Raw genomic sequence first — 14,793 nt, 5'->3', positions numbered from 1 at the left:
GGCGTGGGCGCCAGGCCCGAGGCCAGGCTCTGGTCGCGGATGTCGCGCGGCTGCTGCGGCGGCGGGGTCTTGCGCGGCGGATCGGGAATCCGGTCCAGCGGATTGGGCGCGACCGGCACCGGCCCGACGTGGAAGGTCGTCGCGGGCATGCGCCCCCACTGCGCCGGCTTGCGGGCGAAGGGCTCGGGCGGGGTCTTCGGGTCGTCGGACATGGTCTCTCAATCGCTGGCGATCTGGCCCGTTTCGTGACGGATCAGTTCTTGAGCCGGTAGCCGGTCTGGAACATCCACATGACGATGGCCAGGCAGACGGCGAAGAAACCCAGGGTCGCCGCCACGCTGATCCCGACCGCCACGTCCCCCTGGCCGTAGAAGGCCCAGCGGAAGCCCGAGATCAGATAGACCACCGGATTGAACAGGGTCACGGTGCGCCAGCCGTCCGGCAGCATGTCGATGGAATAGAAGGCGCCGCCCAGGAAGGTCAGGGGCGTCACGATCAGCATGGGGATCATCTGCAACTGTTCGAACCCGTCGGCCCAGACCCCGATGATGAAGCCGAACAGGCTGAAGGTCACCGAAATCAGGATCAGGAAGGTCATCATCCAGACCGGGTGCAGGATCTGCAGCGGCACGAACAGGGACGCCGTCGCCAGGATGATCAGGCCCAGCACCGCCGACTTGGTCGCCGCCGCCCCGACATAGGCCAGCACGATCTCCAGCGACGACACGGGCGCGGAGAGGATCTCGTAGATCGTGCCGGTGAACTTGGGGAAATAGATGCCGAACGAGGCGTTGAAGATCGACTGGGTGAACAGGCTGAGCATGATCAGGCCCGGCACGATGAAGGCGCCGTAGGGCACGCCGCCGACCTCCTGCATCCGGCTGCCGATGGCGCCGCCGAAGACGACGAAATACAGGGCCGTGGTGATGACCGGCGTGACCACGCTCTGCCACAGGGTGCGAAGCGCGCGCGCCATCTCGAAGCGATAGATGGCCCAGACGCCGTATCCGTTGAAGGTCATGCGGCGGCTCCGTTCGTGTGGACCAGGCTGACGAAGATGTCTTCCAGCGAGCTCTGGCGAGTGTTCAGGTCCTTGAAGCCGATGTTCAGCCCCTCCAGCCTGCGGATCAGCGAGGGAACGCCGGTGTCGTCGGCGTTGGCGTCGAAACTGTATTCAAGCTCGCCCCCGTCGTTCTTCAGCGTCAGGTCCCAGTCGGACAGTTCGGCGGGCAGGGCGTTCAGCGCATCGACCAGGTTCAGCGTCAGGGTCTTCTTGCCCAGCTTCTTCATCAGGGCCGTCTTTTCTTCGACCAGGATCAGTTCGCCCTTCAGGATCACCCCGATCCGGTCGGCCATCTCCTCGGCCTCCTCGATATAGTGGGTGGTCAGTATGATGGTGACGCCGCGTTCGCGCAGGCGTCGCACCATGGCCCACATGTCGCGACGCAGCTCCACGTCCACCCCGGCGGTCGGTTCGTCCAGGAACAGGATGTCCGGCTCGTGGCTGAGGGCCTTGGCGATCATGACGCGCCGTTTCATGCCGCCCGACAGGGTGCGCAGCTTGGCGTCGCGCTTGTCCCACAGCGAAAGGTCGCGCAGCAGTTGTTCGATAAAGGCCGGGTTCGGCGCCTTGCCGAACAGACCCCGGCTGAAGGTGACCGTGGCCATGACCGTCTCGAAGGCATCGGTGGTCAACTCCTGTGGCACCAGGCCGATCTTGGTGCGGGCGGCGCGAAAATCGGTCTGGATGTCGTGACCGTCCGCGACCACCGTGCCCGTCGACGGTGTGACGATGCCGCAGATGATGGAGATCAGGGTGGTCTTGCCCGCCCCGTTCGGCCCCAGAAGCGCGAAGATTTCGCCCTTCTCGATGCTCAGGTCGATACGCTTCAACGCCTGAAGCCCGGACTTGTAGGTCTTGGTCAGGCCGTCGATCTGGATAACGGGCATGCAGCCTCCTGGCGCGGCGGGCGCGGGGGCGCATCGCCGGATGTGGCGGCAATATGGCGTGCCGTCGCCCGCACTCAAGAGGGTGGGCGTCCGCCAAGTCGTTGTTAACCCGATTGGCGCACCTTGGCGGCCTGTGCCCTGGTCTCGACGGGAGCTTGCGTGTCGTCCCTGTCCCCCGCCCACCGCGCCGCCCTGACGGCGGTCGTCGAGGCCTGTCCCGATGCGTCGCTGGCGCAGTTGGGCGGGGCGGTGGCGGCCATGGCGGGCGACAAGGCGGCGGAACTGGCCGTCATCGTGGGCCAGGAGGCGCGCGACCGCGCCCGGCGCGCCACCGCCTTCGCGCCGCTGCTGCCCCTGTTCCAGGCCCGCGCCGACGGCGTGCCGGCCCTGACCTTTCCCCCCGCAGTTCTGGCGCGCGTCTGGCGCGCGGTGGTGGTGGGCGAGGAGGGCTTTCTGCCGCTGCTGGACGGGGCGGCGACCGTGGATGGGGAATGGACCCTGGCGGCGGATCGGCTGTGCGCGCGGGCGGCGGCGGTGCTGCGCGACCGGCCGCGCGAGGTCTGGCCGGAGTTTCAGCGCCCGCCGGACGGGGCGCCGCCGTCCACACCGGCCGAGCTGGCCGGCTGTTTCGACCTGACGCCTCTGGCCCGGACCGCCCTGCCGCGCCTGTCGGTCTGGCTGGAGCGGCCGGACGACAACCAGTTGGCGGGTTTGCGTCTGCTGATCCAGGACTGCCTGGCGGTGGCCCCGGACGGCGGGCGACGGATGATAGACATTCTATTCGCCCATGTGGCGGACGCCGAGCGGATGCTGCGGGTGGTGACGCGCACCAGCCGCTTGGCCGACCGCGAGGTGACGCTGAGCCATTCGGACATGGGCGTCTTCGTCGAGCGGCTGCTGGCCTCGGTCCAGGCGCGGGTCCAGGGGATGCAGGCGCTGCGATCCTCCCTGGCCTCTGACGCCATGCAGACGGTGGTGGATCAGGTCGGATGGTGCGCCGGCGTCCTGGCCGAGATGGACATCTCCCTGCAGATTCGCCCCGATTCCAGCTGGGGCAAGACGGCGCGGATGGCGCGGGTGCAGGTGTCGGGCCAGCTCTCTGGGCTGATGAAGTCGACGGCGGCGGCTGTGCATGCGGCCCTGCCGATGAAGCGCCGCACCCTCGCCGGACGCATGACGCGGATGTCTCCCTGGCTGGAGGCCCCGGCGGACGGCGAGCCGATCGAGGTGGCGGCGGCCCTGCTGACGGCGATGGCGGCCCTGCGCGGGGCCGCCGTCACCTTCGGCTGCGAGGCCGACCGCGCGGCGCTGAAGACAGAGATGACCGACTATCTGTCCGCCTGGGCCAATGAGGCGCTGGACGGGGTGGCTGACGGCGAGGTCGACAACCCCGACCAGGCGTTGAGATTGGTCGGGATCGCCGCCCGGTTCCTGACGCTGATCGAGGCGCTGGAGGCGGCGCGCGCGGTGCGACGACGCGCCGCGACGGCCGAGACCGCCCGACTGCCCCAAGGCGCGTGAAAGGCGGCTCGCCCGACGGCCATTGTTCGGCTAGACCCCTGAACCATGATCGCCTTCTGGATGATGACGGGACTGGCGGCGGCCCTGGCCGCACTGTTGGTGCTGGCGGGCGCGCGGCGCGGCGCCGAACCGGCGACGGACGCCCAGACGCAGGCCGGATCGCGCGAGATCGAGGAACTGGACCGGCTGAAGGCGCGCGGCCTTCTGGACGAGGCCGCCCATTCGGCGGCGCGGGCCGAGGCGGCACGCCGGCTTCTGGCCATGACGGCGACGGCGGCCCCGGTCGCGGGCGCCAGAGACAGGCTGTGGGTGCTGGGCGGGGTCGGCGTGACGGTGGCGGGGGCGCTGGGCCTCTATGTCGCAACAGGCGCGCCCGGCCTGCCGGATCAGGGCTATGAGCGCAGGGTGGACGCCTGGGCGGCCGACCTGAACAATCTGGAGCCAGCGCAGCTGGCGGCCGTGACCGCCCGCGTCGCCAGGGAAAGGCCCGGCGATCGCCAGGCCCTGGCCATGCTGGGCGCCGCCCGTTTCGCCGCCGACGATCCGCTGGGCGCGGCCTCGGCCTTCCGCCGGTTGATCGACCTGGACCCCAAGGACGCCCAGGCCTGGGCGCGACTGGGCGAAAGCCTGGTGGTGGCCAATGACAACCAGATCGGCGGCGACGCCGAGGCGGCCTTCCGCCAGGCGCTGAACCTGGACGCCGATCAGCTGGGCGCGCGCTTCTTCCTGGGCGAGGCGGCGCTCAGGCGGGGCGACCGTGTGGCGGCGCGCGATCTGTGGGCGCCCCTGATCGCGGCCCTCGATCCGGCCGATCCGCGCCGCCAGGATCTGGAACGCCGCCTGCCCGAGGCGAGGCCGCAATGACGCATTGGTCGCGCCCGGCGCGGTGGCTATACGGCGTCGAACCGAAGAGGTCCGTCGCATGAGTTGGCTGCCCAGATCTCCAAAGGCCCGTCGCCGTCTGTGGGTCGTCGTCGCCGTGGCGCCGATCCTGGCGCTGGCGGTCGGCCTGTCGCTGTGGGCCATGCAGGACAGCGTGACCTTCTTCTATTCCCCGTCCGAGGCCACGGCCGACAAGGCGCCGGAAGGCCGCAACATCCGCCTGGGGGGCCTGGTCGAGGTCGGCAGCGTGCAGAAGTCCGGCGACGGCGTGGTGGCCTTTTCCGTCACCGACAATGTGGGCGTGACCCGCGTGGTCTATCACGGCGACCTGCCGGACCTGTTCCGCGAGGGGCAGGGGATCGTGGCGCAAGGGTCGTTCGGCGCCGACCGCACCTTCCACGCCAGCCAGGTCCTGGCCAAGCACGACGAGAACTATATGCCGCGCGAGGTCGCCGACCGCCTGAAGGAAAAGGGCGAATGGCGGCCTGACGGCGCGCCGTCGCAGGGCGAGATCCGTCAGGGAGCCTCGTCCCTGTGATCGCCGAATTCGGGGCCTTCGCCCTTTCGCTGGCTTTGGCGCTTTCGATCCTCCAGGCTGGGCTGGCGACGGCGGGGCGGCTGCGTCGCAGCCCCGTGCTGGCGGGGGCGGCTCAGGGGGCGGCGCTGGCGGCGGCGGGTGCGGTGGCGCTGGCTTTCGCGGCCCTGATCTACGCCTTCGTCATTTCGGATTTCTCGGTGTCGAACGTGGCGGCCAACAGCCACACCGACAAGCCGATGCTGTACAAGGTCGCCGGCGCCTGGGGCAGTCACGAAGGCTCGCTTCTGCTGTGGTGTCTGGTGCTGACCGTCTTCGGCGGAGCGCTGGCGCGGGCGCGCGGCCTGCCGTTCGGACTGAAGGCGTCGGCGGTGGCGGTGCAGGGGGCCTTGGGTTCGCTGTTCCTGGCCTTTGCGGTCTTCACCTCCAGCCCCTTCACCCGTCTGGACCCCGCGCCGTTCCAGGGCGCGTCGCTGAACCCCCTGCTGCAGGACCCGGCCTTGGCGGTGCATCCGCCGCTGCTCTACGCGGGCTATGTCGGGTTTTCGGTCTGTTTCTCATTGGCGGTCGCGGCCCTGATCGAGGGGCGGGCGCAGACGGCCTTTTGGCCGGCATGGGGGCGTTGGGTGCGGCCCTGGGCGCTGGCCAGCTGGGCGTTTCTGACGGTCGGGATCACCCTGGGGTCGTTCTGGGCCTATTATGAACTGGGCTGGGGCGGTTGGTGGTTCTGGGACCCTGTGGAGAACGCCAGCTTCATGCCGTGGCTGGCGGGCGCGGCCTTGCTGCACAGCGCGGTGGTGACCGAGCGGCGCGGGGCGCTGGCGGGATGGACGGTGTTTCTGGCGCTGCTGGCCTTCACCTTCTCCATGCTGGGGGCGTTCCTGGTCCGTTCGGGCGTGCTGACCAGCGTCCACGCCTTCGCCGTCGATCCTCAGCGCGGCATGATGCTGCTGGCCATCCTGGGCGTCACGGCGGGCGCGGCCTTCGCCCTGTTCGCCTGGCGCGCGCCGCAGTTGAAGGGCGGGGGGCTGTTCGCGCCGATCAGTCGCGAGGGCGCGCTGGTGCTGAACAACCTGTTCCTGACGGCGGCGGCGGCGACCGTGCTGCTGGGCACCCTGTATCCGCTGATCCTGGAGGCGGCGTCCGGCGCGACCATCTCCGTCGGCCCGCCCTATTTCGCCGCCACCTTCACGCCGCTGATGATGGTGGCCTTTCTGATCCTGCCGGCCGGGCCGCTGCTGGCGTGGAAGCGCGGCGATCTGCCCGGCGCCTTGCAACGACTGGCCGTGGCGGGCGGCATAGCCCTTCTGTCGGCCCTGGCGGCCTACGCCCTGTGGGAGCCCCGCAAGGCCCTGGCCGCCGTCGGCATCGGGGTCGGGGCTTGGTTGATCGCCGGATCGCTGGCCGAGGTCGCCGAGCGCATCCGCCTGTTCCGCGCCGGCGGCGCCGAGACCTGGCGCCGGATGAAGGGCCTGCCGCTGGGCGCCTGGGGCATGGCGCTGGCGCATCTGGGGGTGGGTGTCTTCATCCTGGGCGCCGTGGTCGAGACGGGGTTCAAGGCCGAGGCGGCGCGATCGCTGACCCTGGGCCAGAGCGTGTCGGCCGGGCCGTGGTCGGTGACGCTGGACGATGTGCGGGTGGTCGAGGGGCCGAACTATCTGGCCGAACAGGGGCGGCTGACCGTGCGCCCCGCCGACGACCGGGGGCGGGCGACGACCGTCACGGCCGAACGCCGCTTCTTCCCCGCCGGCGGCCAGACCACGACCGAGGTCGGCCTGGATTTCCGGGGGCTGGACGACGTCTATGTGGTGATCGGCGAGCGGGCAGGCAGTCCCCAGCAACCGGCCTGGGTCGTGCGCCTGTACTGGAACCCGTGGGCGCGGCTGATCTTCCTGGGGCCGGCGATCATGGCTCTGGGCGGGGCGCTGTCGCTGATGGATCGCCGACTGCGCCTGGGCGTGGGCCAAAGACGGCGGAAGGCGGCATGAGGCGCATGGCGACCTTGATGGCCGCGCCGGTCCTGGCGTTGATGCTGACGGCGGCCGAGCCGCCCGCCGCGCCCGACCGGCCGTTGGCCGATGCGGCCCAGGAGGCCCGCGCCCAGGCCCTGTTCAAGGACGTGCGCTGCGTCGTCTGCCAGCACGAGGCCATCGCCGACAGCCCGGCGGGCGTCGCCGGCGACATGCGCCGCCTGATCCGCGAGGAGATCGCGGCGGGCGCCACCGACCAGGCGGTGCGCGACGATCTGGTGCGCCGCTTCGGCGACTATGTGCTGTTCACCCCGCCGGTTCGGGCGGGCACCTGGCTGTTGTGGTTCGGGCCGTTCGTGCTGGTGCTGCTGGCCGGGGCCGCCTTGCTGCTGCGCGTGCGTCGCAAGCCCGCTGAGACCCCCGGCCTGACACCCGACGAGGAGCGGCGGCTGGACGAAGTTCTACGAAATGAGAAGCTTCGCCGCGATCCTGACGCAACCTCGCCTCACGACGGGCTTTAGTCGGGACCAACCATCGAACGTCGGCATTGGCGCAAAAGCCTTCCGGCCTATATCAATCGCGTAAGCGGCGCCCGTCTGGCGCCGGACAGAGGATCGCAAGGACCACGATGCTGAAGCGCAAGGAGTTCATTCTGGGGGCCGCGGCCGGCCTGACCCTGGCGGCGGCGGCGACCGCCGGCGGCGTGATCAACTGGCCCGGCGCGCACGCCGAACCCCAGGCGGTCAACCGCATCACCCCGGTCCCGGCCAATGGTGACAGCTTCACCCCGCCGCCGGGCGCGCCGAGCAGCTTCGCGACCATCTTCGAACAGGTGGCCCCGGCCGTCGTTCAGATCGACGTGACGGTCAAGGTCGATCAGCCCCAGGGCGGCGCCTTCACCATTCCCGGCCTGCCGTTCCAGTTCGTGCCCCCGCAAGGGCGCGGCGGTCAGGGCGGCGACGAGCCGCAGACGACCCAGGGCGCCGGCTCGGGCTTCTTCATCTCGCAGGACGGCTTCATCGTCACCAACAACCACGTCGTCGCCGACGCGACCGAGATCAAGGTCAAGATGTCGGACGGGCGCGAACTGCCGGCCCGCCTGATCGGCCGCGACGCCGGCACCGACCTGGCGGTGATCAAGGTCGAGGGCAACGACTTCAAATACGTCAGCTTCGAAGAAACGGCCCAGCCCCGCGTCGGCGACTGGGTCATCGCCATCGGCAACCCGTTCGGCCTGGGCGGCACCGCCACGGCGGGCATCGTCTCGGCCAAGGCGCGCGACATCGATCCGTCGGGCTACAACGACTACATCCAGATCGATGCGGCCATCAACCGGGGCAACTCGGGCGGCCCGACCTTCGACATCTACGGCCGCGTCATCGGCGTGAACTCCGCCATCTATTCGCCTACCGGCGGATCGGTCGGCATCGGCTTCGCCATCCCGGCCGAGACGGCCAAGGCGATCACCGAGCGGCTGATGCGCGGTGAGTCGATCGAGCGCGGCTATGTCGGCCTGGGTCTTCGCACTCTCAGCCCCGAGTCATGGGAAGCCCTGGGGCAGGCCAAGGACTTCAAGGGCGCTCTGATCGAAAGCGTCACCGAAGACGGACCTTCAGCGCGCGCTGGCGTTCAGGTCGGCGACCTTCTGGTCGGTGTGAATGGCGAGGCGGTCGCCAACAGTCAGGAAGCCACCCGTCGCGTAGGCGCAGCCAAGCCGGGCGACACCATTCGGCTGGAGGTCATTCGCGACGGTCGGCGTCAGACGCTGAGTGTGCGTTCCGGCACGCGCCCTTCCGAAGAGGAGTTGAACGCCACCGAGGACGGCGGAGCCGTCAAACCGGGCCAAAACCAGCCGGGTCAGAGCGAAACCATCGAAGGTCTCGGCGTCAGCGCCATCACGCCCGCTGCGCGTTCTCGGTTCAGTCTGCCGGCCAATGTGACCGGGGTCGTCATCACCAACGTCGAACAGGGATCGGCTGCGGCGCGTCTCGGCTTCATGCCTGGCTTCGTGATCACGCGCGCGAACGACCGCAACATCACGTCGGCCGCCGACCTGCGTGCTGCTGTCACTGCGGCGAAACAGGCGGGTCGTCCCGCCATCTTGTTGTTCGTCCGCACGCCTCAGGGCACCAGCCCTGTGCCGCTGCGGTTCGCCACCGGCGAATGATCGGCATTCTGACCAAGCCTTAACTCGTCAATCGCCGCCGATGCGCTAACATCGGCGGCGATTTTGATTCCGGGAGGGGTTCATGCGGATTCTGGTGGTCGAGGATGACGCCGAGGCGGCGACCGCCATGGTGCGGGGCCTGTCCGAGGCGGGGCACGAGGTGACCCATGCGGTGGACGGCGCCTTCGGCCTGCTGGAATCGCAGAAGGGCGGCTATGACGTCTATGTGGTGGACCGGATGATGCCGCGTCTGGACGGCGTCGGCATGGTCGAGACGGTCAGGAAGGGCGGCGATCAGACCCCGGTCCTGTTCCTGTCGGCCCTGGGCGAGGTCGAGGATCGGGTCACGGGCCTGAAGGCCGGCGCCGACGACTATCTGGTCAAACCCTACGCCTTCGCCGAACTGATCGCGCGGGTCGAGGCCCTGGCGCGCCGTCGCGAGACGGGCGGCGTGCAGACCGTGCTGAAGGTCGGAGACCTGGAGATGAACCTGATCGGCCGCACCGTGCATCGCGGAACCACCGAGATCGACCTGCAGCCGCGCGAGTTCCAGTTGCTGGAGTTCCTGATGCGCCACGCCGGCCAGTCGGTGACGCGCACCATGCTGCTGGAAAAGGTTTGGGAATACCATTTCGACCCCCAGACCAACGTCATCGACGTCCACATCAGCCGCCTGCGCTCCAAGATCGACAAGGGGTTCGACAAGGCCATGCTTCAGACCGTGCGCGGCGCGGGGTATCGGTTGGAGGCGTGAGCAGGGACGGGTGAAAAGTGCTAGTGAGCGAGGGGTGAGCGAGAAATCTCAATACGGCGACGCTTCGGCTCATCTCTTGCTCACTGGCACTTTTCACTGAACCCGAGCCGCCGCCCACCACCCCCTCATCCCATGCGCCTCCCTTCCGTCCTTCGTCGCACGCCGTTTCGGCTGACGCTGTTGTTCCTGGCGCTGTTCGTGGCGGCGGCGGGGGCGATCCTGGCCTATGTCTATTTCGCCTCGGCGTCGGAGGCGCAGGGGCGGGCGAGGGCGGATGTGGAGGGCGAGCTGGGCGCACTGACCGCCATTCACCGCACGCGCGGGATCGACGCCCTGAACCAGGCCCTGGTCGAACGCACCATTCGCGGCGGGCCGTACCTGTATCTGCTGACCGGGCCGGACGGAAAGATCGTCACCGGCAATCTGTCGGTCATGCCCTTCGACCTGAAGGGGCCGCCGCAGGTCGGTCAGGGCGAATGGAGCACCTTTCGCCTGACCAGCGCCGACGCCGAGGGACGGGTGCAGAACCGGCGCTCCATCGGCGTGGTGATGCCGCTGGCGGGGGGCGACACCCTGTTCGTGGGCGAGGACATCGGCGGCATCGAGGCCTATCTGGCGCGCCTGACCCAGGCGCTGTGGGGCGCCATGGCCCTGGTCATGCTGCTGGGCCTGGCGGGCGGGCTCTACATCAGCCGGCGGGTGGAGCGGTCGATGGCCGGGCTGAACCAGGTCGTGCAGGCGGTTCAGGAAGGCGATTTGAAGGTTCGCGCGCCCGTGCGTCACACCGGCGACGAACTGGACGAACTGGGCCAGGGGCTGAACACCATGCTGGATCAGCTGGAGGCGTCCATGGCCTCGATCCGGCACGCCGGCGACGCCATCGCCCACGACCTGCGCTCGCCCCTGACGCGGATGCGGGCCAAGCTGGAGGTGGCTTTGATCGACGCCGAGGCGGGCAAGATCGACGGGGTCGACGCCCTGGGCGTCGCCCTGGACGAGGCGGATCACCTGCTGAAGACCTTCAACACCGTCCTGGCCATCGCCCGGCTGCAGGCGGGTGGCGCGCCGGACCCCAAGGTCATGGACGCCGCCGACCTGGCCGCCGACATGGCCGAGCTTTACGAACCGGCGGCCGAGGACAAGTCCATCGACTTCTCCGCCGAGATCGACCGGGGGCTGATGATCGAGGGCAACCAGCCCTTCCTGGCCCAGGCCCTGGCCAATCTGATCGACAACGCCATCAAATACACCCCGGCGGGCGGGGCGGTGAAGCTGAGGGCGCGGCGGCGTTCGTCCGGCGAGATCGAATATTCCGTCACCGACACCGGACCCGGCGTGCCGGAGGAGGACCGCGAGCGGGTGGTCCAGCGGTTCGTGCGCCTGGACAACAGCCGCACCGAACCGGGTTCGGGCCTGGGCCTTTCGCTGGTGACGGCGGTGGCCGAGGCCCACGGCGGCCGGATCGTGCTGGACGAAGGCCCGGGCGCCTATGGCGACTTCGGTCCGGGCCTGCGGGTCGCGCTGGTGTTGCCGGCCGCCTTGGCCACCCATTAAATCTGCTCATCCCCGTGAAAGCGGGGACCCAGTTCTTTGGGCGTGCGGACTTGTGGGCCGTGTCGGGATCGTGGTCCAACACCCTGCCGAGCGACAGCACTGGGTCCCCGCTTTCGCGGGGATGAGCGGAAGATTTGAATGCCTGAACTCAAGTCCAAACCCCTGTTTCAATCCCTCGCCCCCGCCGGCCCCGTCGCCAACCCCGCCGCCGGAGACCGCCTGTACGAGACCTTGACCGAGGCCGCCGCGGCGGACGGCTGGTCCGACGTCCTGACCGCCGCCTGGCCCGCCCTGGCTCCCGTCGCGGGCGCCTCGCCCTATCTGACCGGGCTGATGCGCCGCCGCCCGGCCCATCTGCGCCGGCTGCTGGAGGGCGATCCGGCCGAGGGCCTGGCTCGGATCCTCGCCGAGGCCGACGCGCTGGACGGCGAACCCGACGATGTGCGGGCGCCGTTGCGGGTGCTGAAGGCCGATCTGCATCTGCTGACGGCGCTGGCCGATCTGGGCGGCGTGTGGAATCTGGACCAGGTCACGGACGCCCTGTCGAGATTCGCGGACGCCGCCTGCCGCGCGGCCCTGCGCGCCGTCGCGGCCGAACAGAGGGCGCGGGGTCGGCTGATCTCGCCGCCCGACGATTCGCGCGGCCCCGTGCCCGGCCTGTTCGGCGTGGCCATGGGCAAGCACGGCGCCAATGAGCTGAACTATTCCTCCGATATCGACATCTCCCTCTTCTTCGAGCCGCGCCTGACCACCCTGGCCCTGGCCGAGGGGGTGGAGATGCAGGACTTCGCCAATCGCATCGGCAAGGGGATCGCCACCCTGCTCAGCGAGCGGACGGCCGACGGCTATGTGTTTCGGGTTGATCTGCGGCTGCGGCCCGATCCGTCGTCGACGCCCCCGGTGGTCGCCGCCCCCATGGCCCTGGCCTATTACGAAAGCGTCGGCCAGAACTGGGAGCGGGCGGCCTTCATCAAGGCGCGGCCGGTGCTGGGCGACCTGCGCGCGGCGGGGCGGTTCCTGAAGGCGCTGGTCCCCTTCGTCTGGCGGCGCAGCCTGGACTATGCCGCCGTCCTCGACATCCAGGCGATCAAGCGCCAGATCCACGTCCACAAGACCGGCGAGGGGCTGGCCGCGGCGGGCGCCAATCTGAAACTGGGGCGCGGCGGCATCCGCGAGATCGAGTTCTACGCCCAGACGCAGCAGCTGATCCTGGCGGGTCGCGATCCGGCCCTGAGGACGCCGCGCACCATAAAGGCGCTCTACGCCCTGGCCGACGCCGGCCATATTCCCCCCGCCGTCGCCGACGAACTGTCGGCCGCCTATGTCGAACTGCGCGGTCTGGAGCATCGGGTGCAGATGCTGGACGATGAACAGACCCACCGCCTGCCCGAGGACGCCGAACGCCGCGCCGCCGTCGCCGCCCTGGCCGGCGGGTCGCACCTGTCGGCCTTCGACGCCCATGTCGAGGCGATGCTGGCGAGGGTCAATACCCGCTATGGCGAACTGTTCGAGGGCGGCGAGGATCTGGATTCCAGCTATGGCAGCCTGGTCTTCACCGGTGTCGAGAACGACCCGGAGACGCTGGAGACCCTGAAGCGGATGGGGTTCTCCGAGGCGGGCTCGGTCGCCGACACCATCCGCGCCTGGCACCACGGCCGCATCCCCGCGACCCGCACTGAACGGGGGCGTGAACTGTTCACCCGCCTCGCGCCGCGCCTGCTGGAGGCGGTGGCGCGGTCCGGGGCGCCCGACGACGCCTTTCGCCGGTTCGCCGTCTTCTTCTCCGGTCTGACGGCGGGGGTTCAGGTCCAGGCCCTGTTCCTGAACCAGCCCAGGCTGTTCGAGATGGTGGTCGGCGTCATGGCCTTCGCCCCGCGCCTGGCCCGCACCCTGGGGCGTCAGCCGGCGGCCCTGGACGGGGTGCTGGATGCGCGCTTTCTGGCCGACCTGTCCGACGATACCGGCCTGACCGAACAGATCCTGCGCGAGGCGGGCGAGACCGAGGATTTCGAGGGGGCCATGAACGCGGTGCGCCGCCTGCACCGCGAACAGATGTTCCGCATCGGCATCCACGCCCTGACCGGGCGGGCGGGGGCCGAGGCGGCCGGCCGGGCCTACGCCGCCCTGGCCGATGCGGCGATGCGGACCCTGTCGCCGGCGGCCCTGGCCGAGACGGTGCGGCTGGGCGGTGATTTTCCGGGCGCGGTCGCGGTGGTGGCGCTGGGCAAGGCCGGCTCTCGCGAGATGACGGCCGGGTCCGACCTGGACCTGATGACGCTTTACGAGGCCCCGCCCGAGGCGACATCGACCCTGAAGGACTGGACCGCCGACGTCTTCTACGCCCGTTTCACCCAGCGCCTGATCGCGGCCCTGTCGGCGCATACGGCGGAAGGGGGGCTGTATGAGGTCGATATGCGTCTGCGGCCCACGGGGTCGAAGGGGCCGGTTTCGGTGCGCCTGTCGGCCTTCGACGCCTATTACGCCAAGGAGGCTGAGACGTGGGAGTTCATGGTCCTGACCCGCGCCCGCGTGGTCTGGGCCAGCGACCCGGCCTTCGGCGAGCGTGTCGCGGCGGCCATCGAGGCGGCTCTGCGCCGTCCGCGCCCCGGCGTCGATGTCGCCGCCGACGTGCGCAGGATGCGGGGACTGATGGACCGCGAGCGTCGTCCGCATGGATTCTGGGATTTGAAACTGTCCCCCGGCGGACAGGTGGACGCCGAGTTCGCGGCCCAGTTCCGCCAGCTTCAGGCCGCCGCCATCGGCGAACCGCTGACCCTGTCCACCCTGGAGGCGCTGCACGACGATCCGGTCCTGGCCGAGGCGTGGCGGGTTCAGCAGCGGCTGGCCCATCTGCTGGCCGCCGCCTTCGAGGGGCGGGTCGACCCGGAGACCGAGCCGTCGGTGTTCCAGCTGCGTCTGGCCGAGGCGGCGGGGGCGCCCGATTTCGACACCCTTAAGACCGAACTGACCGACCTGCGCGGGCGCGCCCGAAAGGCCTTCGAACGGGTGGTTCCGGCGGGTCGCGACGGAGAATCGGAGACGCCGCGTTCAATCTCCTGACAGGGCTATGTCCGGCCGCTTCGTGCGGCCAAAGGAGACGATCGAGATGAGAATGACCTTTCTGACCGGCCTGGGCGCCGTCGCGCTGGCCGCCAGCGCCGGCGTTGCGACCGCACAGACCCCGCCTGCGCCGCATCATGCACGCGGCGAGCCGAACCGCCAGATCACCCGCGCCGAGTTCGTCGATGGGCGTATCGCGCGCCTGACGGCGATGGATGCGAACCGCGACGGGACGATCAGCGTCGAGGAGCGCCAGGCGGCCATGCAGGCCCGGCGCACCGACCGCGCCGACGCCCGCTTCGCCAAGCTGGACGCCAACGGCGACGGCTCGATCAGCCGCGCCGAGTTCGACGCCGCCCACGCCGCCCGTCCCGAACGCGGCGCCCGCGAGGGTCGTCGC

12 protein-coding genes and 1 pseudogene are annotated in these 14,793 nt (G+C 69.9%); 10 read left to right on the top strand and 3 right to left on the bottom strand.

Features of this window, described 5'->3' with window-relative positions; translation table 11 throughout:
• From RTU05_RS13230 to RTU05_RS13220, 3 genes are all read right to left on the bottom strand, one after another.
• Positions 1–212: hypothetical protein (locus RTU05_RS13230; protein WP_312598837.1), on the bottom strand; the 212-nt coding region annotated here is incomplete at its 3' end.
• A gap of 41 nt (positions 213–253) precedes the next feature.
• On the bottom strand, positions 254–1,021 hold the full coding sequence (locus tag RTU05_RS13225; RefSeq protein ID WP_312598836.1) for an ABC transporter permease: 768 nt from the start codon (positions 1,019–1,021) through the stop codon (positions 254–256).
• Complete coding sequence (locus RTU05_RS13220; protein ID WP_312598835.1) at positions 1,018–1,950, bottom strand: ABC transporter ATP-binding protein; 933 nt, start codon at positions 1,948–1,950, stop codon at positions 1,018–1,020. Before RTU05_RS13220 ends, RTU05_RS13225 begins: the two co-directional genes overlap by 4 nt.
• 159 nt (positions 1,951–2,109) lie before the next feature.
• On the opposite strand from RTU05_RS13220, the gene RTU05_RS13215 reads away from it, so the two are divergent.
• From RTU05_RS13215 to RTU05_RS13170, 10 genes and pseudogenes are all read left to right on the top strand, one after another.
• Complete coding sequence (locus RTU05_RS13215) at positions 2,110–3,471, top strand: hypothetical protein (protein WP_312598834.1); 1,362 nt, start codon at positions 2,110–2,112, stop codon at positions 3,469–3,471.
• Positions 3,472–3,516: 45 nt separating this feature from the next.
• Entirely contained in the window at positions 3,517–4,335 is an 819-nt protein-coding gene (ccmI, locus tag RTU05_RS13210) for a c-type cytochrome biogenesis protein CcmI (RefSeq protein WP_312598833.1), read from the top strand.
• Positions 4,336–4,393: 58 nt separating this feature from the next.
• Positions 4,394–4,891: a cytochrome c maturation protein CcmE gene (gene ccmE, locus RTU05_RS13205; RefSeq protein ID WP_312598832.1), complete on the top strand. Its 498-nt coding sequence runs from the start codon at positions 4,394–4,396 to the stop codon at positions 4,889–4,891.
• Complete coding sequence (locus RTU05_RS13200) at positions 4,888–6,876, top strand: heme lyase CcmF/NrfE family subunit (RefSeq protein ID WP_312598831.1); 1,989 nt, start codon at positions 4,888–4,890, stop codon at positions 6,874–6,876. The genes ccmE and RTU05_RS13200 overlap by 4 nt, the downstream gene beginning before the upstream one ends.
• Before the next feature lie 5 nt (positions 6,877–6,881).
• Complete coding sequence (locus RTU05_RS13195; protein ID WP_312598830.1) at positions 6,882–7,379, top strand: cytochrome c-type biogenesis protein; 498 nt, start codon at positions 6,882–6,884, stop codon at positions 7,377–7,379.
• A 107-nt stretch (positions 7,380–7,486) separates the two neighbouring features.
• Positions 7,487–9,025 (top strand): Do family serine endopeptidase, encoded by a 1,539-nt coding sequence (locus tag RTU05_RS13190; protein ID WP_312598829.1) that lies wholly within the window; start codon positions 7,487–7,489, stop codon positions 9,023–9,025.
• Positions 9,026–9,107: 82 nt separating this feature from the next.
• Positions 9,108–9,779, top strand: coding sequence for a response regulator transcription factor (locus RTU05_RS13185; protein WP_248117903.1), 672 nt, complete (start codon positions 9,108–9,110; stop codon positions 9,777–9,779).
• A 132-nt stretch (positions 9,780–9,911) separates the two neighbouring features.
• On the top strand, positions 9,912–11,333 hold the full coding sequence (locus tag RTU05_RS13180; RefSeq protein WP_312598828.1) for an ATP-binding protein: 1,422 nt from the start codon (positions 9,912–9,914) through the stop codon (positions 11,331–11,333).
• A gap of 138 nt (positions 11,334–11,471) precedes the next feature.
• On the top strand, positions 11,472–14,393 hold the full coding sequence (locus RTU05_RS13175) for a bifunctional [glutamine synthetase] adenylyltransferase/[glutamine synthetase]-adenylyl-L-tyrosine phosphorylase (protein ID WP_312598827.1): 2,922 nt from the start codon (positions 11,472–11,474) through the stop codon (positions 14,391–14,393).
• A 46-nt stretch (positions 14,394–14,439) separates the two neighbouring features.
• Positions 14,440–14,793, top strand: a pseudogene (locus RTU05_RS13170) (EF-hand domain-containing protein); the annotation flags it as partial.

The sequence above is a fragment of the Brevundimonas sp. genome, from assembly GCF_032017145.1.
In the GTDB taxonomy this organism is placed as follows: Bacteria; Pseudomonadota; Alphaproteobacteria; order Caulobacterales; family Caulobacteraceae; genus Brevundimonas.
This window is presented reverse-complemented; position numbering and strand designations above follow the sequence as displayed.

Coding starts and splice junctions, on each gene's coding strand:
- RTU05_RS13225 (WP_312598836.1), bottom strand. CDS start 1,021: ATGACCTTCAACGGATACGGCGTCTGGGCCATCTATCGCTTCGAGATG.
- RTU05_RS13220 (WP_312598835.1), bottom strand. CDS start 1,950: ATGCCCGTTATCCAGATCGACGGCCTGACCAAGACCTACAAGTCCGGG.
- ccmI (WP_312598833.1), top strand. CDS start 3,517: ATGATCGCCTTCTGGATGATGACGGGACTGGCGGCGGCCCTGGCCGCA.
- ccmE (WP_312598832.1), top strand. CDS start 4,394: ATGAGTTGGCTGCCCAGATCTCCAAAGGCCCGTCGCCGTCTGTGGGTC.
- RTU05_RS13195 (WP_312598830.1), top strand. CDS start 6,882: ATGGCGACCTTGATGGCCGCGCCGGTCCTGGCGTTGATGCTGACGGCG.
- RTU05_RS13190 (WP_312598829.1), top strand. CDS start 7,487: ATGCTGAAGCGCAAGGAGTTCATTCTGGGGGCCGCGGCCGGCCTGACC.
- RTU05_RS13185 (WP_248117903.1), top strand. CDS start 9,108: ATGCGGATTCTGGTGGTCGAGGATGACGCCGAGGCGGCGACCGCCATG.
- RTU05_RS13180 (WP_312598828.1), top strand. CDS start 9,912: ATGCGCCTCCCTTCCGTCCTTCGTCGCACGCCGTTTCGGCTGACGCTG.
- RTU05_RS13175 (WP_312598827.1), top strand. CDS start 11,472: ATGCCTGAACTCAAGTCCAAACCCCTGTTTCAATCCCTCGCCCCCGCC.